Origin of the sequence: Rhodococcus sp. IEGM 1307 (assembly GCF_030056915.1) — a bacterium.
GTDB classification, from domain to species: Bacteria; Actinomycetota; Actinomycetes; order Mycobacteriales; family Mycobacteriaceae; genus Rhodococcus_F; species Rhodococcus_F opacus_D.
In genome coordinates this window covers 289,749-310,832 of the sequence record NZ_JASHKW010000009.1, presented here as the reverse complement: position 1 = coordinate 310,832, position 21,084 = coordinate 289,749, and the positions used below count along the sequence as shown (strand labels likewise).

Below are 21,084 nucleotides of genomic sequence, written 5' to 3'. Positions count from 1 at the left end.
TCGCGGAGTGGCCGACAACCCTGACGCGCACGCCGTCCGCGACGCGGGTGAGACGGGATTCGTCTCGCCCGCGCCGCTGGCGAAGGATCGGCGTTCCGCGGATTGGCGGGACCTTCCCGGGCGCACCGACCCGCTGACCGCCGACCTGTCCGGGGTGATCGGTGGTCCGGTCGGACGGCATGCGGTCGTCGGGCGCAGCCGGTTCTTCACGCCGATGCGCGCCATTCTGTTGCTGGCGATCGTGTTTCTCGCGCTCGGCTGGTTCGCGAAGGCGCCGTGCATCCAGCAGGCGCCGGTCGGCGAGAACGGCGCGCTCGGGCTCGACTGGAGTGGCAGCCGGCAGTACGTCGCCATGTGCTACTCGGACACGGTCCCGCTGTACGGGGCGGAACGGTTGAACGAGGGCGCCTTCCCTTACAAGAAGTGGTGGGAGGAAGACGCCGGCAACGGCCAGACCCAGCGCCGCTACATGGAGTACCCGGTGATCTCCGGGCTCTACCAGTACGGCGCGATGACGATCGCGAAGTCGTGGGATGCGGTGCACTGGCTGCCCGGTGCGCTGCAGGTAGCGATCTATTTCAACGTCGTCGCGTTCGGTCTGGCGCTGGCGTGGCTGGTCACCGTCTGGGCGAGCGCGCTGCTGGCCGGACGGCGCATCTGGGACGCCGCGCTGATCGCAGTGTCCCCGCTGGTGATCGTGCACGTGTTCACGAATTTCGATCCCCTCGCAACGGCTTTCGCTACGGGTGGGCTGCTGGCGTGGTCGCGGAAACGGCCGGTTCTCGCCGGAATCCTGCTCGGGCTCGGTGGTGCCGCCAAGCTGTATCCGCTGCTGCTCCTCGGACCTCTGCTGGTGCTGTGCCTGCGCACGGGCAAGGTCCGTGAGTGGTCGGTGACGGCGCTGACCGGTATCGGCGCGTGGCTGGCGGTCAATCTGCCGATCGCCCTGCTGTTCCCACGCGGATGGGCCGAATTCTTCCGGCTCAACTCCGAACGCGGCGCCGACCCGGACTCCGTCTACAACGTCATCTCGTCGTTCACGGGCTGGACCGGATTCGACGGGATCCTGTCGGCCGGTCAGGCGCCCACCGTGCTCAACGCGGTGTCGTTCCTGCTGTTCGCCCTCGTGTGTGTCGGGATCGGGTACATCGCGCTGACGGCGCCGCGACGGCCGCGGCTGACCCAACTGTGTTTCCTGCTGGTCGCGGGTTTCCTCCTCACCAACAAGGTGTGGAGCCCGCAGTATTCGCTGTGGCTCGTCCCGCTGGCCGTCCTCGCGTTCCCGCACCGGCGGATCCTGCTGGCCTGGATGACGATCGACGCGCTGGTGTGGGTGCCGCGGATGTTCTACTACCTCGGCGTGTCCAACAAGGGACTCCCCGAGCAGTGGTTCACCGCCGCGGTGGTGGTCCGCGACATTGCGGTCGTGGTCATCTGCGCGCTGATCATCCGCCAGATCTACCGGCCCGGCGAGGACCTCGTGCGATACGGCTTCATCGACGATCCGGCGGGCGGCGTGCTCGACCAGGCGCCCGATGCGCAGCCGCGGTGGCTGCCCGCCTGGCTACGGCCGCGGCCGCCGGTAGAATCGGCTCCCGCTCACAGCGTTTAGGGCTTCGACAGCACCAGCGCCGCCCCGACCGCGAACACCGCGATCGACAGGCCGAGGGCGATCGCGCGGATCGACCACTGTCGGGCGTCCGCGGCGGCGCGCACCGAAAGGTCGTATTCGCCCCGCTCCCACAGGCGGTGGACGGTGAGCGAGCGCAGCAGTGCAACGATGCCGAACGGCACGAACGCGATGATCGCAACAATGGCGAGCGGCAGACTGCTGGCGGGCGGCGGTGCCAGCGGCCCGCCGTGGTCCGCCGAGGTGTCCTGCTGCTGCGACGTCATGCGTTGCCTCCCCGTGGTGGAGCCCACGACCGTGGGCGACGAGGTGGAGTATAGACCGTCGAGATTCCCGACTGTGCAGTGCCTTTCGCGCGGCGGGCGGTAACGGTCCGGTTATCGGCCGGTCTCCACGGCGGGCGGATGAGCCCGGGCGGCGACCCACGCCGCCACCTGCGTGCGGGAGCTGACGGCCAGCTTGTCGAAGATGTGCTCGACGTGTCCGTCGACGGTGCGCCGCGAGATCACCAACGACTCGGCTATCTGCCGATTGCTGAGGCCCTGGGCGAGCAGGCCGGCGATTTCCTGTTCCCGTTTGGTGAGCGGTGACGCCTCGGCGCGAGGTGCCCTGTGCTCGGTGGGGGTTCCCAGTGCGAGGTCGACGGCCTCCTCGATCGTGAGCCGGACCGCAGGCGTTGCGAGCTGGGCGAACTCGTCCGGTCCCACGATGCGGGCCGCGGTGCGCTCCGACGAGAGGGAGTCGTCGGTGATGTGCGGGCCGAACGCCGCGACGGACGTGCCCAGCCGATGCCACACACCCTTCGCGGCGCCGCACAGCCTCGCCGCCGCGTTCGCGTCACCGCTCGACGTGGCCACCCACGACAGCACCTCGATAGACAGGGCCGTGCAGATCTTGTCCTTGAAGTCGCGCTGGATCCGCAGTGCCTGCTGGGCAGCGTCGACGGCATCGTCGCCCCGGCCCAGGTGAAAGTACGCGACGCTCGAAACCCACAGGGCGTAGGCCTTGTTCCACTTCTCGCCGTGCACGTCCGCCACCGCGATCACGTCGCGGCACGTCTCGAGGGCGTCGTCGAGTCGCCCGTCGTAAGTCTGCGCCATGCCCATCTCGAACGATGCGGTCAGCACCGAGGCCGTGTCGCCGACGGCGCGGTGAACGGCAATGGCATCACGGAACAGTCCGATGGCGTCGTCGGGGCGGCCGGAGAACACGGCGTGGATCCCCGCCCAGTGGTCGGCGTGCGCGCGCAGTCGTTCGTCACCGAGCGCGGTCGCGATCGCCGTGCACTCGTCGAGGTGCTCGCGCGCGGCGTCGCGGTCGCCCTGGATCAGCGCGGTCCACGCGGTCACCCACAGCACGTCGCCCCGTTCCCGGGTGGGTTCGGTGAGCCGTAGCAGTATCCGCTCGAGCCGGGTCCTCCCGTCGGACAGGTTGCCGCCCGCGATCCAGTGGTACCGCAGCGAGACGGCCAGTTCCGCGGCCGCCGCCCGCTGCGAGTCGTCGTGCAGCGCCCAGTCCAGGGCGGCCACGAGGTTGGGGTGGTCGATCCGCAGTTCCGCGAGGATCTCGGATTGTCCTGGCCCGCACCAGTCGAGCGACGACCGGCGGGCACGCTCCGAATAATGCTCGAGATGTCGCCGGTACAGCTCGTCGCGCTCCCCGCTCAGCTCGAGGAGCTCGTGCCCGTACTCCCGCACCGTCATCAGCTGCGAGTAGCGGAGACGCTCGGTCGAACGGTCCACGGTGACAAGACATTTTCCGACCAGGCGGTCGAGGACGTCGATGACCGGCGAGTCCGACAACGCACCGAACCCGCTGATGGCTTCCGCGGCTTCGAGATCGAAGCTTCCGGGGAACACGGCGAGCCGCGACCACAGCAGCCGCTCGGTGTCCGAGCACAGTTCGTAACTCCAGTCGATGAGGGCGCGCAGCGTCTGCTGGCGGGGCATCGCCGCCCGGTCACCGCCGGTGAGGAGTGCGAAACGCTGGTCGAGTCGTTCGACGAGCTGCGACGCGGACAGCGACCGCAGCCGGGCCGCGGCGAGTTCGATGGCGAGCGGGATCCCGTCGAGCTGATTGCACAGCTGCGCGATGGCGGGGGCGTTCGCGTCGGTGAGGCGGAAGTCGGCGACGACGCCCTGCGCGCGCTCGACGAGCAACGACACCGATTCGAACGGGGCGATGTCCGCGGCGCGGCAGTCCTCGATGTCACCCGGAGTGCTCAGTGGCGGAAGGAGGTACGTGAATTCGCCGGCGATCCCGAGCGGTTCGCGACTCGTGGTGAGGATCCGGACCTCCGGCGCCGAGGCGAGGACGGCACCGACGAATTCGCTTGCCGCGGACAGTAGGTGCTCGCAGTTGTCGAGGACGACCAGCATGTGCCGGGACTGCAGTTGGTCGATCACCTTGTCCATCACCGCACGGCTCGACTGGTCGGTGACGCCGAGGGCGGCCGCGGCCGCGGAGGGCAGCGCGGCGGGATCGCGGACGGGCGCGAGGTCGATCCACCGGACGGAATCGCGGAAGGCACGCGCGGAGCGGACCGCGAGTTCCTCGGCCAGCCGCGTCTTGCCCACGCCGCCGGCACCGAGCAGCGACACGAGCCGGGATTGCTGCAGTCGTGCGCGGGCTTCCTCGATCTCGCGGCGCCGGCCGACGAAGCTGGTCATCGACCTCGTGAGTTCTCTCGAGCGAGTCAGTGGATTTCTCCCGTGTCCGGTGGCCAGGTGTGGAACGAAACCTACCCCCATCGAATGTGACGGACAACACAGGTAACCGAGGGGGTGTTTTACCCGGTGTGGGGGTGATGTGACGTGGGTCATTGTCGTTGGCATACCCCGGTTGCCCGCTCGACTCCGGCCGGAACCCATCGCCTCGAGGAGCTCAACACCATGTCAAAGCCCATTTCTTCTGCCGACGTCGATGTCGTCGTCGTGGGTGCCGGATTCGCCGGCCTCTACGCGCTGCGCAAGCTGCGCGACACGATGAAGCTGTCGACGCGGGTGTTCGAAGCCGGCTCGGACGTCGGCGGCACCTGGTTCTGGAACCGGTACCCCGGTGCCCGCTGCGACATCGAGAGCGTCCACTACTCGTACTCGTTCGACGAGGACCTGCAGCAGGAATGGCAGTGGAGTGAGAAGTTCGCCGGACAGCCGGAGATCCTCCGCTACCTCGAACACGTCGCCGACCGCTTCGACCTGCGCAAAGACATCACGTTCGACACCCGCGTGGTCGGCGTGCACTGGGACGACGAGAACTCGGTGTGGACGGTCCGCACCGACGACGGCGCCGTCGTGCGCAGCCGGTACTTCATCTCGGGGGCAGGCAACCTGTCGGTGCCGAAGACGCCGGAGTTCGGCGGTATCGACAACTTCCGCGGCGAGGTGCTGCTCACCGGAAACTGGCCGCGTGCGGGCGCCGACTTCACCGGCAAGCGGGTGGCCGTGATCGGGACCGGGGCCAGCGGCATTCAGGCCATCCCGTTCATCGCCGAGGACGCCGCCGAACTGGTGGTCTTCCAGCGCACCCCCAACTTCGCGACCCCCCTCGGCAACGGTCCGATCGACCCGAACGAGGTGGCGGATATCAAGAGCAACTATGCGGACGTGCGGAACGCGGCCCGCAACCACTTCCTCGGCGTCCCGTTCACTCAGGTGCAGCCGTCCGCGCTCGCCGTCGATGCCGAGGAGCGCCGCCGCACGTTCGACGAGCGCTGGAACGCCGGCGGGTTCCGGTTGTTCATCGACTCCTACCAGGACATCCTGTTCGACAAGAAGGCCAACGACACGATCGCCGACTACATCCGGGACCGGATCCACGAGCGCGTGCAGGATCCGGAGAAGGCCGCGACGCTGGCGCCGACGGGCTACGCGTACGGCACCAAGCGTCCCCCGCTCGAGACCAACTACTACGAGGCGTTCAACCGCGACTCGGTGAGCGTCGTCGACGTGAAGTCCACGCCGATCGACGAGATCACCGAAACCGGAGTCCGGGTCGGTGACCGCACCTACGAGGTCGACACCATCGTCCTCGCAACCGGATTCGACGCGATGACCGGTCCGCTGATGGCCATGGACATTCGCGGTCGCGGCGGTCTGCCGCTGGCCGAGAAGTGGGAGCACGGACCCAAGACCTACCTCGGCATCATGGTCAACGAGTTCCCGAACCTGTTCCTCATCACCGGACCGCAGTCGCCGTCGGTGCTCTACAACATGCCCCTCGCAATCGAGGACCACGTCGACTTCGCGACCGACGCGATCGATTACCTGGACCGCCGCGACCTCGACGTCATCGAGCCCACCGCGCAGGCCGAAAGCGATTGGGGTGCCTTGACCAACGACATCGCCAACCAGACCCTGCTGCCGGAGACGAACTCGTGGTACATGGGCGCGAACATTCCCGGCAAGCCTCGTGCCTGCATGGTCTACCTCGGCGGCGCCCCCACCTACCGGGCGACGTGTGACGAGGTGGTGGCAGGCGGCTACTCCGGTTTTGCACTCTCCCGGGCGGAGGCCCGCGTGGCCTCCACCGTGTCCTGACCCCAAACCCCCTACGAAGGAGACCGACATGGCACTCGACGCACACGCAGCAGAATTGATCGCCGGACTACAGGCGCAGGGGCTGAAGGCTTTCGAGCACAGCACCGTGGAGGAGGCGCGGGCGGTGGTGGCGACGTTCACCGGACTGCAGGCGCCGCCCGAACCCGTCGCCCGGGTGGAAGAAGCGCACTACGAGAGCGGCGGAGCGCAGATCGCGCTGCGGGTCTACGTGCCGGAGGGCCGGGCGCCGCACCCGGTGGTTCTGTACTTCCACGGCGGCGGGTTCGTCGCCGGCGACATCGACGTCGTCGACGAACCGGCGCGGGCGGTCGCGAACGGCGCGGGCGTGATCGTCGTCGCCGCGACGTACCGCCGCGCGCCGGAACACCGGTTCCCGGCCGCCGCCGACGACGCGTCCGCCGCCCTGCAGTGGGTGGCCGACAACGTCGAAAGTTACGGCGGTGACCCCGGCAACGTCGTCGTCATGGGTGACAGCGCCGGCGGCAACCTGGCCGCCGTCACCGCGCTGCGGGCCCGGGACGAGGGCGGACCGCGCCTGCGGGGGCAGGTGCTGATCTACCCGGTGATCGATCCGAACGCGGACCTCCCGTCCAAGACGGAGTTCGCCGAGGGGTACGTGATCGGCGCCGGGGACCTCGACTGGTTCTGGAGCAACTACCTGTCCTCCCCCGAGGATGCGAAGCACCCGTACGCGGTTCCGAGTCGCGCCGGCGGTCTCGAGGGGTTGCCGCCGGCCCTCGTGCTCACCACCGAGAACGAGGTGGCCCGCGACGAGGCGGAGGCATACGCCGAGTCGTTGCGGCAGGCGGGGGTCGACACCGAGGCGATCCGCTTCGACGGGCTGATGCACGGCGCGTTCTGGATGTCCGGGGCGGTTCCGCGCAGTGCCGAAATGCGCTCGGCGGTAGTCGAGTTCGTGAAGAGAGTGACAGCCACCGCACCCGTCGCGTGACGTGACGTGACCCGACCGTGTCAGCCCTCGACTCGTGCCTCGAGTCGGGGGCAGATGCGCGGCCACTCCTCGTCGATCATCGAGAACAGTGCGGTGTTGCGCCACGTTCCGTCGCGGCGACGTCGGTGCTTGCGAAGGATTCCCTCGAACTCGGCCCCCAGCTTCGCGATGGCGCCGCGGGAGTGGGCGTTGCGTTCGTCGGTGTGCCATTCGACGCGGACCGCGCCGAGGTCTTCGAACGCCCGCCGCAGCAACAGCAGTTTCGCCTCCGGATTGATGAGCGTGCCCTGCGCGGAACGGGACAGCCAGGTGTGCCCGATCGCGAGGCTGCGGTTCTTCGGGTCGATCAGATACAGCGACGTCGAGCCGACGATCCGCTCGGTGGTGATGTCGATCTGCGCGTACGCGAGGCGGGTCGGATCCTCGTCGGCGGTGCGGACGAACGCCACCGCGTCGTCGCGATCGGCGATGGCGGCGGACGTCCAGTGGAAGATGCGGGGGTCGTCGGCGGCGTCCAGCAGGCCGTCGACGTGGTCCTCGCCCAGCGGTTCGAGTCGGACGTGCCGTCCGGTCAGTGTGGGGTGCGCGAACCAGGATTCGCTCATCGCACCGGCTCGGGAGATTTCAGCACCGGCCGCCGGCCGGAATCGGGACCGGTGCGCCCGCGGACGGGCGGATGTCGTTGGGCGGCGCGCAGGAACACGAAGAACAGCACCACCAGCAGTCCCGCGCGGCCCCAGACCCCGAACTTCACGAGAACCTCGAACGTCGACGCGTCGGTCTGGGCGGCGAGCGCGCCGAAGTATTTGAAGACGCCGATCCCCATCGACAGGTCGGCCACCAGATACGCCGCGACGAGCCCCCACGGGACGCGCAGCAGGACGAAGAACGGGATGAGCCACAACGTGTACTGCGGCGAATGCACCTTGTGCAGCAGCAGGAATCCGCAGAGCATGGCGGCGCTGACGGCGATCCACGGGTAGGCGCCGTCGCGTTGGAACCGCAGCCAGCCGAGACGCAGGGCGATCGCGAACGCCGCGCACACGAGGAGCGGCGACAGCAGACTCACCGTCTGGTCGTACGCGGGGAGCGGGACGTCGTCGGCGACCGGACCGAACAGCGGCCGCAGGCCCCAGTACCAGATGGAGTTGGTGGTGAGGTCGGCCTGACGGTTCTCCTGGAACGTGAACGACGCCCGCCACCCGCTGTAGGAGATGAGGGCGAACGGCAGGTTCACCGCCACGACGGTGGTGATCGCGGCCACCGCGACCATCACCGCGCCGCGCACGTCGTAACGCCGCCCGGCGGTGCCGTTCCGAGTGAGGACGTAGGCGATCAGCGGAAGCACGAACGCACCCGGATACACCTTCAGGCAGAAGCCGACGGCGAGGAGCACCGCCGCGAGGACAGCACGGGCGCGGAGGGGGATCCGTTCGAGTGTCATGACGAAGATCGCGGCCACCGACGTCGCGACCACGGGCAGTTCCCAGTTGTGGAAGGCATACAGCACCAGCGGCGGAGTGGCCGACCAGAGCAGCGCCCACCAGCCGGCCAGCCGTCCCAGCATCCACGCCGTGAGCAGGCCGAACGGGGCGAGGATCAGCGCCGAGTGCAGCAGGAAGTCGGCGTCGGTGTGTGAACCGATGCCGCCGAGCCACATCAGCACACCGCTCAGCACCGGGTACTCCACGGTGCCGCCGGTGAGGATGCCGTCGGCGTTGATTCCCCCGGTGACGTACGGAAAAACGTGCAGGTTGACGTCGCGTCCGAGCCACAGGAACTGGATATCGGAGTAGCAGACCTGTGTGTCCTTGATGCGGTCGAAGATCAGGCTTCGCCCGACGCCGTCGAACGGAGCCCCGGCGCACCGCGCCTTCTGCAGGTAGCCGGCGAGCATGGAGAGGCCCGCCAACCCGACGACGAGCGCCGTGATCGGCGACCGCTGCCGAGCTCCGATATGCATGAATCCACATTAGGGTGCGCGGGCCTCCACGTGCGAAGCGGAAACGCCGCGGGTGCGGAGGTCAGTCGCTCGGCCGGCGCAGGGCGTCGGGTCTGTGGACGGCGTCCCGCCCGCTCTTGTCGCTGACGACGCGGTACTGCGGGTCGTCCTCGGACGCCCGCACCGTGCGGCCCGCCGCCTCGGCGTCCTCGGTGATCTTCTCCTCGACCGTCCCCGACGTGGTGGTGCCGTGGGTGTTCCACTCCACCTCGTCGCCCTGTCGGAATTTCTTGTCCTCTGCCATCGTGTCGGCGTACCCCGCGGTTCCCGGTGTCACACCGGCTTGCCTGATTTCGCTGGTCAGGGGCTCGTCGTGTAACCTGCAAAGGTTGCTGACGCAACGACCCTCCTGCCACGGACAGTCCGTGGCCGTTTTCACTAGTCCATAGGAGGTGATGAGGTCTTATGCGTCATTACGAATTGATGGTCATCCTTGACCCCAGCCTGGACGAGCGCACTGTTGCTCCTTCGCTGGATACGTTCCTCAATGTTGTTCGCCAGGACGGCGGCAAGATCGACAAGGTCGATGTCTGGGGTAAGCGTCGTCTCGCCTACGAGATCCTGAAGCACAGCGAAGGCATCTACGCGGTGATCGACATCAGCGCTACTCCCGCCACCGTCGCAGAGCTCGACCGTCAGCTCGGTCTGAACGAGTCGGTGCTGCGTACGAAGGTTCTGCGCCACAACAAGTGATTTCTGTCGGTCACCAGCCCTAGGCTCGTGCCCAACCGAACTCCACATTCTGCAGGAGGAACCATATGGCAGGCGACACCGTCATCACCGTCATCGGAAACTTGACGGCTGATCCGGAGCTTCGATTCACCCCCGCGGGTGCCGCGGTCGCGAACTTCACTGTCGCGTCCACGCCCCGCACCTTCGACCGTCAGACCAATGAATGGAAAGACGGCGAAGCACTGTTTCTGCGTTGCAACATCTGGCGCGAGGCAGCCGAGAACGTCGCGGAGAGCTTGACCCGTGGCTCGCGAGTGATCGTGAGCGGCCGGCTCAAGCAGCGTTCGTACGAAACTCGTGAAGGTGAAAAGCGCACTGTCGTCGAGCTCGAGGTCGACGAGATCGGCCCCTCGCTGAGGTACGCCACGGCCAAGGTCAACAAGGCCAACCGTGGTGGCGGCAGCGGCGGTGGCTTCGGTTCCTCCGGCGGATCGGGCGGCGGACGTCCGCAATCCAACACCGGCGGAGATGATCCGTGGGGCAGCGCGCCGCAGGCGTCCGGCTCCTTCGGAGGCTCTGGTGGCGGGAGCGACGAACCCCCGTTCTGATCCGTACCTGATCGGAACATCCAGAAAAGAGCAAACTAATGCCGAAGCCGCCCTTGCGCGACAAGGTAATGAAGAAGAAGATCTGCATCTTCTGCAAAGAGAAGAACACGCAGATCAACTACAAGGACACGACGCTTCTGCGTAAGTACGTCAGCGACCGCGGCAAGATCCGCGCGCGCCGTGTCACCGGCAACTGCGTCCAGCACCAGCGCGACGTTGCCATTGCCGTCAAGAACTCACGTGAGGTGGCGTTGCTGCCTTACGCCACCGTGGCTCGCTAAGGAAAGGGAGGAAAGACATGAAGCTCATCCTCACCGCTGACGTGGACAACCTCGGTGCGCCTGGCGACACCGTCGAGGTCAAGGACGGCTACGGCCGCAACTACCTGCTGCCCCGCGGCCTGGCCATCGTCGCCACCCGTGGCGCCGAGAAGCAGGTCGAGGGCATCCGTCGTGCGCAGGAAGCTCGCGCCGTGCGCGGACTCGACCACGCCAAGGAGCTCAAGGACGCCATCGAGGGCCTCGAGAACATCTCGCTGTCGGTCAAGACCGCCGGTGACTCGGGCAAGCTCTTCGGTTCGGTTACCGCCGCCGATGTCGCCGGTGCCATCAAGGCCGCCGGTGGACCCGTCGTCGACAAGCGCAATCTGGAGCTGCCGAAGGCTCACATCAAGGCGACCGGCAAGCACGCCATCGTCGTGAACCTGCACCCCGACGTGGTTGCGAAGTTCCACCTGAACGTCGTCGGCGCCTAGTCGACTCGTTCACTCACAGGCCCCCCCGGACGCCTCGGCGTGTGGGGGGGTCTGTGCTTGTCGATTCCGGCTCGCAGCCGCCCTCTCGAACCCGTTTTCACTGGTGTGAAGCACGCAGAGGAGCGGCTTCCAGCTGTGTCTGGAAGTTAGCCGCCCCGCCGACGATCTGTGAGGTGAATCATATTGCCACGCAGGGGCGACCAACTCAACACGCCCGAGTCGTCAACGCGAAAGACACGCCGAACGGGTTTTCATCCACAGTGGTGAGAAACCAAAAAACGGCTCTGATCTGGGTTTTTGGGATTGTGATGTGCACTTATCCTCAGGTTATCCCCATGGGGTTAACAAACGTACCCAGCAGTTTCCACAATTTGTCCCCAGCTGTGTACACAGGCTGGTTTGAACACCGGGTAGCTAATCCCTAACGTCGTCCCGGCGTGTCTCGCGATCACGACGCCGGCTGCCGCGAAGAGCCTGCGAAGGTTGTCGGTAGGGGCGAGTACAAAGAGTTCGGGGCACCAACACCGGGAAGTATTTCCCGGGGTGGCGCAACAGTGATGGGGAAGGTCGGTCGAGTGGCTGTAGTAGACGATCGGGGCCGTTCCGAATACCCGGGTCCGCCTGACGCGGAGCCCGGCGAAGAGTTCGGCCGGCAGCCACCTCAGGACATGGCGGCGGAGCAGTCGGTGCTCGGCGGCATGCTCCTCAGCAAGGACGCCATCGCGGACGTGCTCGAGGTGCTCCGTCCCGGCGACTTCTACCGTCCCGCACACCAGTCGGTGTACGACGTGATCCTGGACCTCTACAGCCGCGGTGAGCCCGCCGACCCGGTCACGGTGTCCGCGGAGCTGGATCGCCGGGGCGAGCTCCGTCGGATCGGTGGAGCGCCCTATCTGGTGACGCTCACCCAGACCGTCCCCACCGCCGCCAACGCCGGCTACTACGCCGAGATCGTGGCGGAGAAGGCCATCCTGCGTCGCCTCGTCGACGCCGGCACCCGCATCGTCCAGTACGGCTACACCGGCGCCGACGGTCAGGACGTCGCCGAGGTCGTCGACCGCGCGCAGGCCGAGATCTTCGAGGTCACCGAACGCCGCACCACCGAGGACTTCGTCCCCCTCGAGGAGCTCCTGCAGCCCACGATGGACGAGATCGACTCCATCGCCAGCCGCGGCGGCATCTCCCTCGGTGTGCCCACCGGCTTCGTCGAACTCGACGAGATCACCAACGGCCTCCACCCCGGCCAGATGATCATCGTCGCGGCCCGACCCGGTGTCGGTAAGGCGCTCGCCCTCGACACTCCCCTGGCCACACCCACCGGCTGGACCACCATGGGCGACGTCCAGGTCGGCGACCACCTCATCGACGCCGACGGCAAGCCCACCCGCGTCGTCGCCGCCACCGACATCATGGTCGGCCGGCCCTGCTACGAGGTCGAGTTCTCCGACGGCACCGTCCTCGTCGCCGACGAGCAGCATCAGTGGTTGACGGAGACGCGGGCATCTCGGCGGTCCGCGCAGCAGGCCGCCACCGGCTACAACCGATACAAGAACCAGGGCACGTTCGCGGAAGTCCGCACAACTACCGAAATCGCCGCCACACTCCGCTGCTCTACCGTGGATGCGCGCGTGAATCATTCGGTCACCAATGCGAAACCGCTCGAGTTGCCTGCACAGGACCTGCTGGTGCCTCCGTACGCGCTCGGAGCGTGGCTCGGTGACGGCACTTCGGCGGCTGCTCAGATCACGTGTGCCGACCCCGAGATCATCATGCTGATCGAGGCGGAAGGCTTGGTCGCGGTTCCGTCGACGACTGCGAAATTGCGATACAGCTTGCAGTTGGCACCTGAGGCTCCGACCGCTCCCCGCGACTGCGTGGTGTGCGGAGAATCGTTCGTGCCGTTCACGAGCCAGGTGCGCACCTGTGGTCAGTCTTGCGGCGGCAAGGCGCGTTTCATGTCGGATCCGGTGCCGGCTCCGACCTGTGCACATTGCGGCGGGCCTTCGATCGGCTTGAGGCTCTGCCAGACCTGCCGGAACGAGGTGGGCACCCTACAGGCGCGACTTCGGACCCTCGGGGTGTTGGGTAACAAGCACATTCCCGTCCAGTACCTGCGCGGATCTGAGCTGCAGCGCCGCTGGGTTCTTGCTGGTTTGCTGGATACCGACGGCACTGTGACGGCCGGTGGTTCCGTGCAATTCTCCGTTACGAGTGAGCGTTTGGTGCGTGACGCGCAGGAGCTGATCGTCAGCCTCGGCTACCGCTGCCAGATGAGCACAAAGAAGGTGCGCGGTCGCACGGAGGCGTCGTCGACTGCCTACACCCTGACATTCGCAACCGATGACGAAGTTTTCGGACTCCCACGGAAGGCTCTGCTTCACAAGGAGCGTCGCGCAAGTAGCAGCACCGTCCGTTCTGATTCGCGATTCATCACCGACGTGCGCAAGGTCGACAGCGTCCCCGTGCGTTGCGTCGAGGTCGACAACGCCGACCACCTGTACCTTGCGGGTCGCGCGATGGTGCCCACCCACAACTCCACGCTGGGAATGGACTTCCTGCGCTCGTGCTCGGTGAAGCACGGTATGGCCAGCGTCATGTTCTCGCTCGAGATGAGCAAGACCGAGATCGTCATGCGACTGCTGTCGGCGGAGGCGAAGATCAAGCTCGGTGACATGCGCTCCGGCAAGATGACCGACGACGACTGGACGAAGCTCGCTCGACGTATGAGTGAGATCAGTGAAGCGCCGCTGTTCATCGACGACTCCCCCAACCTCACGATGATGGAGATCCGCGCAAAGGCCCGGCGGCTCAAGCAGAAACACGACATCAAGCTCATCGTGATCGACTACCTGCAGCTGATGAGCTCGGGTAAGAAGGTCGAGTCACGTCAGCAGGAAGTCTCCGAGTTCTCCCGTAGCCTCAAGCTTTTGGCGAAGGAACTCGAGGTTCCCGTGGTCGCGATCTGCCAGCTGAACCGTGGTCCCGAACAGCGACAGGACAAGCGCCCCCAGGTCGCCGACCTTCGTGAGTCGGGATCGCTCGAGCAGGACGCCGACATGGTAATCCTGCTCTACCGCCCCGACGCCACCGAACGCGACGACCCCCGCGGCGGCGAGGCCGACCTCATCCTCGGCAAGCACCGTAACGGCCCGACAGCGACGATCACCGTGGCGCACCAGCTTCACCTATCCAAGTTCGTCGACATGGCGCGGGGCTAGTACCGCCGCCGCCGACGATAACAGCAGCAGCTCGCCTGCTTGCTGCCGCCGCCGCTCCCTCCTCCTGCACTCGGCCTGTTGCCTGACGGCTACCGCTTGCGTGCTTGCAGGTGGCCGGATTCTCGTCCCACCGGACGTTTCGGCGACCGGCTGTCGGCCCGACGAAACGCTTCCATATGATGAGTGCGTCGGGCGCGCCGGTGTCCGCGAGTCGCGAAACCGGGTCCGGTGATCCAGGTCACCGCTGGTGGAACGGTGTGCGCTCGCCGGCATCCCACCTAAGGACACGCCACATGAGCCGGGAAGGCAGACAAGCGCAGTGAGCACAGTGGAACTGGCCCAGTGGAATTCAGAGGAAGCTCTCGCGGAGGCGATGATCCCGGTCATCGGCGGCCTGCACCGCCGACGTTCGGTGACCATTCTGCTTCACAGTCGCTCCCTGGTGAACAAGTCGGTCATCAGTATCCTGCGGACCCATCGTTTCGCCCGGCAGATCAGCGGCGATGAACTGTCGGTCGAGGAGACGTTCCCCTTCCTCGAAGCGCTGACTCACCTCAATCTTCGGCCCTCGAAGATCGACCTCGGACTGCTGGTGATGGCCTATCGCGCCAACGGTGACGGAGCATCGGTCCCAGAGTTCGTTGCACGGAGCCTCGCCGACCTGGTCGGCGGCGCCCAGACGAGTCCCGCGCAGCCGCAGGACGTGATCCTGTACGGATTCGGGCGTATCGGTCGCCTCGTCACTCGACTGCTCATCGAGAAGGCCGGCTCGGGCAATGGGCTGAACCTGCGTGCCGTGGTGGTCCGCAAGGGTGGCAGCGACGATCTGACCAAGCGCGCATCGTTGCTGCGCCGTGACTCCGTCCACGGGCAGTTCAACGGCACGATCAAGGTCGACACCGACAACAACACGCTGATCGCCAACGGCAACGTCATCAAGTTCATTTACAGCAACGACCCGGAGAGCCTCGACTACACCGAGCATGGCATCGACAACGCCATCCTGATCGACAACACCGGAATCTGGCGCGACCGCGACGGACTGTCGAAGCACCTCCGCCCCGGAGTCGCGAAGGTGGTGCTCACCGCGCCCGGCAAGGGAGACGTCCCTAACATCGTCCACGGCGTCAATCACCGCGACCTCGACCCGAACGAGCAGATCGTGTCGTGCGCGTCCTGCACCACCAATGCCATCGTCCCGCCGCTGAAGACCATGGACGACGAATTCGGTGTGTCTCGAGGCCACGTCGAGACCGTGCACTCGTTCACCAACGACCAGAACCTCTTGGACAACTACCACAAGGCCGACCGCCGTGGTCGTTCAGCGCCGTTCAACCTCGTGCTCACCGAGACGGGCGCCGCGTCGGCGGTCGCCAAGGCGCTCCCCGAGCTGAAGGCCAAGATCACCGGCAACTCGATCCGCGTTCCCACTCCGGACGTATCCGTCGCCATCCTCCACCTTCAGCTGGGTCGTGAGACCACCAGGGAGGAGGTGCTCGAGCATCTCAGCCAGGAGTCGCTCACCGGAGCGCTGAGCCGGAACCTCGACTACACCGCCGCAACCGATGCCGTGTCCAGTGACTTCATCGGTTCGCGCGCCGCGTGCATCGTCGACGCGAACGCGACGATCGTCGACGGCGACACCGCCATCCTCTACGTCTGGTATGACAACGAGTTCGGATACTCGTGCCAGGTGGTGCGCACTGTCCAGTACCTGTCCGGTGTGGAGTACCCCATCTACCCCGCGGTCGACGCCGCTGATGCGATGTCCGTGGGCTGACCGGCGGCACCGTAGTTTCGCGACGCCCGGGCCGAGCAGTGGCTGCTCTCCCGGGTGTCGTCGCGTATTCGGTGGGCCTCGCCGCTGAAAGCTCATCGTTCGTATGGTTGCCGACGTTGAAATTTCCGGCACCGAGGGCCCGTCGATGGATCGTAGCGCGGGGGGAATCAACCCCTCCGGATCGTTCGGGTCCGGAAGTTACGAGCTGACGGCCGTCGATCTGCCGGGTGAGAGCTGCGCAAGTTCGACCGGCTCCGCCCTGTCGTCTTGCTGGGTGCCGCTTTAGGCCACGGCTCGATAGAAGCTGCGCGAGACGTAGCTTGGTGCGTCTTTGGCCAGAAGCGCACTCAGTTCGGATTTAAGTGTGCGGGCGTGGTGGGCCTCCGGGAAGTCTGCGGTCGCGAGTGCCAGCAGATCGACGACGTGCAGCGCTTCCTGAACCTGTCCGGCGTCACGCAGTCGGTGTGCCTGGTCGAGCACGGCCTGCTTGTCGGTGATCGCTGCCGCGCGTGCGTTGGCGGCGATGTCGGGCCGGGCGGGGTGTAGGTGGGTCGGGTTGCCGTCCCACCACCCGGTTTCCGAGCGGACGATGTCCCGCACGATGAAGTCCCGATGTCCGTAGGCTTGTTTCATCCACGGGACGTCGAACAGTTCGGTCGGGTAGTCGATATCGTGCACGATGTCGTCGACGCCCATTCCCTTGTTGAGGCGTTCCACGACGGCTCTGCGCAGCCAGCGAAGTGCCGCCGAGGTGGTGGCCAGTTGCTCTGCGCCGACGTCGTGGATGACTGATCCGAACTCGGGGATCAGGACGGCAGGATTGAGGGCGGCAAGACTGTCGAGGGTGTTCGCCCACCGCACGGCGTCCCGCGTGGTGCGCATGGGCGTGCCGATGTTCGGGATGCTGTCGATGACTGCGGCGCTCCCGTAGAGGATCCGTTCATGGGGCAACCACACGGCGGTGACATCGTCCGTCTCCGAAGGCGCCCACAATAGCCGAACCTGACGGCTTGGGCCGCCGAGTGTCATTGCATCCCGGTAGGTTTGGTCGGGGAATGTCAGGGTCGGCACCGGCGCGAACTGTTCGATCGGCCGACGGAACTGGCGGGAGTTGATGTGGTTCTGGAGTCCGGCGGTCTCGATGTAGCGCTGGTAGCGGCGAACGACATTCTCGTGGGCGATGATCGTCGGGCGGGGTTCTCCGCGCCTCTCGGCTTCGGCCAGGAACCCTGGCACACCGTAGTTGTAGCCGAGGTGGCCGTGGCTGTAGACGATCCAGCGGACTGTCTGGTCGGTGTGTTCGCGGAGTTGTGCGAGTGCCTGAGGAACCACGGATGGACTCGGTCCGGAGTCGACGACGAGCAACCCCTCATCGGTTTCTACGGCCAAGCTATTTCCCTGTAGGCCCATCGTGAAGATTCCCGGGGCCACAACGGTGATTTCGGTGCCGCCGAACAGCGGGTTGTTGTCGACTTCCGCTACGGGCATCGGTGTCTCCTTCCAGTGTGTGCTTCGAATTGTGTTTCGAGACTGCGGCTATCGGGCAAAGGCTGCGGTCGCGGCAGCGGCGACCGCTGTGGCCGTGACGAGTAGCGCTATCAGACCGGCATGGTGTCCGGTCATTCCCTGAGTCCCCCGCCGCAGCGAACGGCCTCGCCGGTGGCTGACGTACGTGATCGCGAGCAGCAGCACCGCCATCGGTACCAAGCTGAGCGAAGCAGCGCGGTCACCGTGGACGGTGGGAATGTGGAGGAGCGCCACCGTCGCCGCCGCGGCGGAGAGTGTGGTTCTCCGCCAGGCCAATGCCGTGCGATCTGGTTGTAGTCCCGGATCCCGGTCGGCGGACCCGATCACGACCACAATGCCGCTCCGGCGGCGAGGAGCGTGAGGATCCCCAGACCGAGAGCGAGAGCGGGCACGAGGACGGAGCCCGGAAGTGGCAGGTTCCGCCTGATGGCCGACTGCGCGGCCCTCCAGCGCAGATACGCGCCGGAGGCGAGGACGGCAGCTAGCCCGAAACACACCATCGTGATCGTCATCTGCAGTGCCCCGGAGGGCAAAGCAAGTAACTGATGGGCAGCCACACCCGCAGCCAGGAGCGCCATAGCAGTGCGGATCCAGGCAAGGTAGGTGCGTTCGTTCGCCAGCGTGTACCGGTAGTCCGGTTCCTCATCCACCGAACCTGAGTCCGCTGATGGACGGGGATTGTCTGAGGTCAGAATGCCCATCGCGCGCGGCCGGCTGTTTTGGCTTTCAGTTCGGTCGCGTGGTCGCTGCCGTCGAGGAAGGCCCGCGATTCCGCCACCGCCCATCCGTAGACCCCTTTCGCCATGGTGGAGGTGGCGCCTTGTTCCAGTTGGCCGAAGATGTCGACGCGGGCCTGATGTGAGTCGCGGCTCTGCGGATCGGCGTCGGTGGCCATCTGGGCGAAGTGTCCCGCCAACCGGTGTTCGCCTCGTGCCAGTAGGGCGCGGGCCCGCTCGGCCAGTTGGGCGGCGCCGCCGCCGAGGTCCGCGACCTCGCGGGCGAGGTCGGTGCGGGGGGCGGACTTGAGGTTGGCGGGGTTGCCGTCGTACCAGCCGCCGTAGAGGCGCCAGACGTTGCGAATGACGAATTCCGGTTCGTCGTAGGAGGGTGCGAGGTAGGGCTTGCGGAGCAGTTCCGCGGGGGCGGTAACAGTGTGCACGACCTCGTCGAGGGTCGCTCCGGCGTTCATCATCTCGAGGGTGCGGCCGTGCAGGATTTCCAGGAGTTCGGCGGCGTCGGTGAGGGTGGTGCGGATTCGGTCGGCGCCGAGGATCGGGAGCCCGTGTCCGGGGAGCAGGATTTCGGCGCCCAGGTCGGCCATCCACCGCAGGGTTTGGGCCCATTCGTGTGCGAAGCGCTGCACCTTCTGCGGATTTCCGGCGTTGGGGCTGGCCCAGATGAAGAAATCCCCACAGCACAGGATCTTGCGGTCGGGGATCCAGGCGATCGCGGCGTCATCGGTCTCGCCGCGGGCGTGATGGAGGTGCACCTGCAGGTCGTCGATGGCGAGGGTGGTCTGGTCGGTGAAGGTGGCGTCGGGGTATCGGTATTCGTCCGGCCACATCAGGTTCGGTGCCTGGAATTGGCGTTGGTTGATGATGCCGTTGTAGCCGCGGGTTTCCTTGTAGCGGTCGAACCTGCTGATGACGTTTTCGTGTGCGAGGACCGTGGGGCGGGTCCAGCCGCGCTCGCGCGCTTCGGTGTCGAAGGGGTCCATGCCGAAGACGTGGTCGACGTGTCCGTGCGAGTAGACAGCCGTGTGCACCGGTTGCTCGGAGATTCGCCGGGTGGCTGCGAACAGGTCTTCGGCGGTGCGGCGGTCGCCGGTGTCGTACACGAAAAGACCCGCCTTGGTGGGAAATACGTAGACGTTGCCGAACGCCGGCCACATGTATGCGCCCTCCGCGATGTAGTGCATTCCCTCCTTCCGGAGGTCTCCGTGGTGGTAGGCGTTCTGGTTGGCTTCGCCCTTCCAGACCTTGTCGGCGTAGTCGATGATGTCCGTCATGTGGCGCTCTCCTCGGCGTGGGTATCGGACCGCGACGCTGCGATCCGTGCGCCTCATTCTGTGCACCGGACATCAGCCGAACAATCGTCTGCGCGCACACCCCTGGCGGCCCCAGTCTGTGACCGATCACAGATTCACAGCGGGTGGTCGGCCCCCGCGTCGGGGTGAACGGTGGCGGCGCTGACCGCGACCGCGAGAGTGAGCAGCTCCGTGGTTACGTGTACGTCGAGGCCGGTCAGCTCGCGGACGCGGATGAGCCGGTTGTCGACGGTGTTGGGATGGACCACCAGGGTGTCCGCAGTGGCCCGTCGATCCAGGTTGCTGGCCAGATAGACCCGGAGGGTGTGCATCAGGTCCGGTCGCGATTGCAACGGGGCGCAGCGCTCCAGCAGCACCGGCAGCGACGCACTGGTGTGGGCGAAATGGTGCGCAAGTGCGACATCGCCCATTCGGCTGACCGTGCCGGTGCGGCCGGACCGGATCGCGATGTCGAGTACCTCGGCGGCCGTGGTGCCGGCCCGCGGAAGATCCTCGATCGAAGTGGCGTCCTCGATCGCGATCGTCACTGGTGCGCCGCTGACCCGCGCAAGGTCCACGGCCAGCGGGTCGAGAGCCCCGATCGGTGGATGCATCAGAATCCGAGCGTGCCGAGGCCGGACATCGATGAGCCACAGGCCGGGGACCGCCCTGGCGAGGTGGGCGCGAACGGCGCGGACCTTCCGTGTGGCCGCCAGTGATCGGGCGTTCCGGTCGCCGGATCCTTCGGCGGGGGTGTCACCGATGTGCAGCAGCATGATGCTCGGTTCGGCAGGGACGGAGTCGGGGTCGTCGAACACCCACCCGTCGCCGCGCAGGAGGGCATCGATGATGGGGGCATGGTTTCGGTCTTGCGCCGAAATGAGGTCGTGCGCGTGGATCTCGTACGCGGAGACGACCTCTCGTAGCATGCAGTCAAACGTGGTATGGGCTCGGCGGTATGCGAACCAGAACAGTCCGTGGTCGGTGCCGAGTTCGCGTTCGAGTTCTTCGGAGAGTACGTCGAATCCGATCTGCCAGCAGCGCATGTACTCCCGTAGCGGCAACCCTTCCGCGACTCGTTCGGTGCCGCGTTCGATGTTCTCGCGCATCGTGTCGGCGACGTCGATGGACTCGTCGGTGATCGACTGCAGGCACACCTCGAGCAACGATCGAACGGTGTGGGCGCTTTCCCGGTGCAAATGTTCGGGCACCGCGGTCTGCGTGTAGAGCGGCGAGGTGGCGATGTAGCGGTCGATGATTGTCCGTGCCATCCGCGGCACCGACCGGCGAATACGGGCGATGGTGCCCTGCAGATCGTCTTTGGTTGCCTCGGGCGCGGTGCGCATCGAACGCCTC

19 protein-coding genes are annotated in these 21,084 nt (G+C 66.4%); 9 read left to right on the top strand and 10 right to left on the bottom strand.

What is annotated here, in order from left to right; genetic code table 11:
- The first annotated feature begins 7 nt into the window (after positions 1-7).
- Complete coding sequence (locus tag QM841_RS20150) at positions 8-1,612, top strand: glycosyltransferase family 87 protein (protein ID WP_283333288.1); 1,605 nt, start codon at positions 8-10, stop codon at positions 1,610-1,612.
- Here QM841_RS20150 and QM841_RS20145 read toward each other — a convergent pair.
- Both QM841_RS20145 and QM841_RS20140 read right to left on the bottom strand, forming a co-directional pair.
- A complete protein-coding gene (locus tag QM841_RS20145) occupies positions 1,609-1,896 on the bottom strand; it encodes a CD225/dispanin family protein (protein ID WP_283333287.1) in 288 nt (95 codons plus the stop codon). The genes QM841_RS20150 and QM841_RS20145 overlap by 4 nt on opposite strands.
- 111 nt (positions 1,897-2,007) lie before the next feature.
- Entirely contained in the window at positions 2,008-4,299 is a 2,292-nt protein-coding gene (locus QM841_RS20140) for an ATP-binding protein (RefSeq protein ID WP_283333286.1), read from the bottom strand.
- A gap of 222 nt (positions 4,300-4,521) precedes the next feature.
- On the opposite strand from QM841_RS20140, the gene QM841_RS20135 reads away from it, so the two are divergent.
- Together QM841_RS20135 and QM841_RS20130 are read left to right on the top strand one after the other, a co-directional pair.
- Positions 4,522-6,168 (top strand): flavin-containing monooxygenase, encoded by a 1,647-nt coding sequence (locus QM841_RS20135; protein ID WP_283333285.1) that lies wholly within the window; start codon positions 4,522-4,524, stop codon positions 6,166-6,168.
- A 28-nt stretch (positions 6,169-6,196) separates the two neighbouring features.
- The gene (locus tag QM841_RS20130) at positions 6,197-7,141 is read left to right on the top strand and encodes an alpha/beta hydrolase (protein ID WP_283333284.1); all 945 of its coding nucleotides are present in this window, start codon (positions 6,197-6,199) and stop codon (positions 7,139-7,141) included.
- A gap of 20 nt (positions 7,142-7,161) precedes the next feature.
- Here QM841_RS20130 and QM841_RS20125 read toward each other — a convergent pair whose 3' ends face one another.
- The 3 genes from QM841_RS20125 to QM841_RS20115 form a co-directional block, all read right to left on the bottom strand.
- Complete coding sequence (locus QM841_RS20125; RefSeq protein WP_283333283.1) at positions 7,162-7,746, bottom strand: GNAT family N-acetyltransferase; 585 nt, start codon at positions 7,744-7,746, stop codon at positions 7,162-7,164.
- Positions 7,743-9,104: a glycosyltransferase family 87 protein gene (locus QM841_RS20120; protein ID WP_283333282.1), complete on the bottom strand. Its 1,362-nt coding sequence runs from the start codon at positions 9,102-9,104 to the stop codon at positions 7,743-7,745. The genes QM841_RS20125 and QM841_RS20120 overlap by 4 nt, the downstream gene beginning before the upstream one ends.
- Before the next feature lie 61 nt (positions 9,105-9,165).
- Positions 9,166-9,387, bottom strand: a complete 222-nt coding sequence (locus QM841_RS20115; RefSeq protein ID WP_283333357.1) for a hypervirulence associated TUDOR domain-containing protein — start codon at positions 9,385-9,387, stop codon at positions 9,166-9,168.
- A gap of 161 nt (positions 9,388-9,548) precedes the next feature.
- Here QM841_RS20115 and rpsF point away from each other — a divergent pair, with 161 nt between their 5' ends.
- The 6 genes from rpsF (at position 9,549) to QM841_RS20085 (ending at position 16,175) form a co-directional block, all read left to right on the top strand.
- Positions 9,549-9,836: a 30S ribosomal protein S6 gene (rpsF, locus tag QM841_RS20110; RefSeq protein ID WP_005249677.1), complete on the top strand. Its 288-nt coding sequence runs from the start codon at positions 9,549-9,551 to the stop codon at positions 9,834-9,836.
- A gap of 65 nt (positions 9,837-9,901) precedes the next feature.
- Positions 9,902-10,423, top strand: a complete 522-nt coding sequence (locus QM841_RS20105) for a single-stranded DNA-binding protein (protein WP_005249678.1) — start codon at positions 9,902-9,904, stop codon at positions 10,421-10,423.
- Between the two features lie 38 nt (positions 10,424-10,461).
- Positions 10,462-10,704, top strand: a complete 243-nt coding sequence (rpsR, locus tag QM841_RS20100; protein WP_005249686.1) for a 30S ribosomal protein S18 — start codon at positions 10,462-10,464, stop codon at positions 10,702-10,704.
- Between the two features lie 17 nt (positions 10,705-10,721).
- Complete coding sequence (gene rplI / locus QM841_RS20095; protein ID WP_009476433.1) at positions 10,722-11,177, top strand: 50S ribosomal protein L9; 456 nt, start codon at positions 10,722-10,724, stop codon at positions 11,175-11,177.
- Between the two features lie 575 nt (positions 11,178-11,752).
- The gene (gene dnaB, locus QM841_RS20090) at positions 11,753-14,395 is read left to right on the top strand and encodes a replicative DNA helicase (protein WP_283333281.1); all 2,643 of its coding nucleotides are present in this window, start codon (positions 11,753-11,755) and stop codon (positions 14,393-14,395) included.
- Positions 14,396-14,714: 319 nt separating this feature from the next.
- Positions 14,715-16,175, top strand: coding sequence for a glyceraldehyde-3-phosphate dehydrogenase (locus QM841_RS20085; RefSeq protein WP_283333280.1), 1,461 nt, complete (start codon positions 14,715-14,717; stop codon positions 16,173-16,175).
- A 282-nt stretch (positions 16,176-16,457) separates the two neighbouring features.
- On the opposite strand, the gene QM841_RS20080 is transcribed toward QM841_RS20085, so the two are convergent.
- The 5 genes from QM841_RS20080 to QM841_RS20060 form a co-directional block, all read right to left on the bottom strand.
- Positions 16,458-17,663, bottom strand: a complete 1,206-nt coding sequence (locus QM841_RS20080; protein ID WP_283333279.1) for an alkyl sulfatase dimerization domain-containing protein — start codon at positions 17,661-17,663, stop codon at positions 16,458-16,460.
- A 48-nt stretch (positions 17,664-17,711) separates the two neighbouring features.
- Positions 17,712-18,029 carry a DUF202 domain-containing protein gene (locus QM841_RS20075; protein WP_283333278.1) on the bottom strand — a complete coding sequence of 106 codons (318 nt, stop codon included), beginning with the start codon at positions 18,027-18,029 and terminating at the stop codon, positions 17,712-17,714.
- Positions 18,026-18,403 carry a YidH family protein gene (locus QM841_RS20070; protein ID WP_280779362.1) on the bottom strand — a complete coding sequence of 126 codons (378 nt, stop codon included), beginning with the start codon at positions 18,401-18,403 and terminating at the stop codon, positions 18,026-18,028. Before QM841_RS20070 ends, QM841_RS20075 begins: the two co-directional genes overlap by 4 nt.
- Positions 18,391-19,710: an alkyl sulfatase dimerization domain-containing protein gene (locus QM841_RS20065; protein WP_283333277.1), complete on the bottom strand. Its 1,320-nt coding sequence runs from the start codon at positions 19,708-19,710 to the stop codon at positions 18,391-18,393. Before QM841_RS20065 ends, QM841_RS20070 begins: the two co-directional genes overlap by 13 nt.
- A gap of 134 nt (positions 19,711-19,844) precedes the next feature.
- A complete protein-coding gene (locus QM841_RS20060; RefSeq protein ID WP_283333276.1) occupies positions 19,845-21,074 on the bottom strand; it encodes a PucR family transcriptional regulator in 1,230 nt (409 codons plus the stop codon).
- Positions 21,075-21,084: the final 10 nt, after the last annotated feature.

Excerpts from the sequence above, each read along its gene's own strand:
- QM841_RS20145 (WP_283333287.1), bottom strand. The coding sequence starts at position 1,896 with ATGACGTCGCAGCAGCAGGACACCTCGGCGGACCACGGCGGGCCGCTG.
- QM841_RS20140 (WP_283333286.1), bottom strand. The coding sequence starts at position 4,299 with ATGACCAGCTTCGTCGGCCGGCGCCGCGAGATCGAGGAAGCCCGCGCA.
- QM841_RS20135 (WP_283333285.1), top strand. The coding sequence starts at position 4,522 with ATGTCAAAGCCCATTTCTTCTGCCGACGTCGATGTCGTCGTCGTGGGT.
- QM841_RS20130 (WP_283333284.1), top strand. The coding sequence starts at position 6,197 with ATGGCACTCGACGCACACGCAGCAGAATTGATCGCCGGACTACAGGCG.
- QM841_RS20125 (WP_283333283.1), bottom strand. The coding sequence starts at position 7,746 with ATGAGCGAATCCTGGTTCGCGCACCCCACACTGACCGGACGGCACGTC.
- QM841_RS20120 (WP_283333282.1), bottom strand. The coding sequence starts at position 9,104 with ATGCATATCGGAGCTCGGCAGCGGTCGCCGATCACGGCGCTCGTCGTC.
- QM841_RS20115 (WP_283333357.1), bottom strand. The coding sequence starts at position 9,387 with ATGGCAGAGGACAAGAAATTCCGACAGGGCGACGAGGTGGAGTGGAAC.
- rpsF (WP_005249677.1), top strand. The coding sequence starts at position 9,549 with ATGCGTCATTACGAATTGATGGTCATCCTTGACCCCAGCCTGGACGAG.
- QM841_RS20105 (WP_005249678.1), top strand. The coding sequence starts at position 9,902 with ATGGCAGGCGACACCGTCATCACCGTCATCGGAAACTTGACGGCTGAT.
- rpsR (WP_005249686.1), top strand. The coding sequence starts at position 10,462 with ATGCCGAAGCCGCCCTTGCGCGACAAGGTAATGAAGAAGAAGATCTGC.
- rplI (WP_009476433.1), top strand. The coding sequence starts at position 10,722 with ATGAAGCTCATCCTCACCGCTGACGTGGACAACCTCGGTGCGCCTGGC.
- QM841_RS20080 (WP_283333279.1), bottom strand. The coding sequence starts at position 17,663 with ATGCCCGTAGCGGAAGTCGACAACAACCCGCTGTTCGGCGGCACCGAA.
- QM841_RS20070 (WP_280779362.1), bottom strand. The coding sequence starts at position 18,403 with ATGGGCATTCTGACCTCAGACAATCCCCGTCCATCAGCGGACTCAGGT.
- QM841_RS20065 (WP_283333277.1), bottom strand. The coding sequence starts at position 19,710 with ATGACGGACATCATCGACTACGCCGACAAGGTCTGGAAGGGCGAAGCC.
- QM841_RS20060 (WP_283333276.1), bottom strand. The coding sequence starts at position 21,074 with ATGCGCACCGCGCCCGAGGCAACCAAAGACGATCTGCAGGGCACCATC.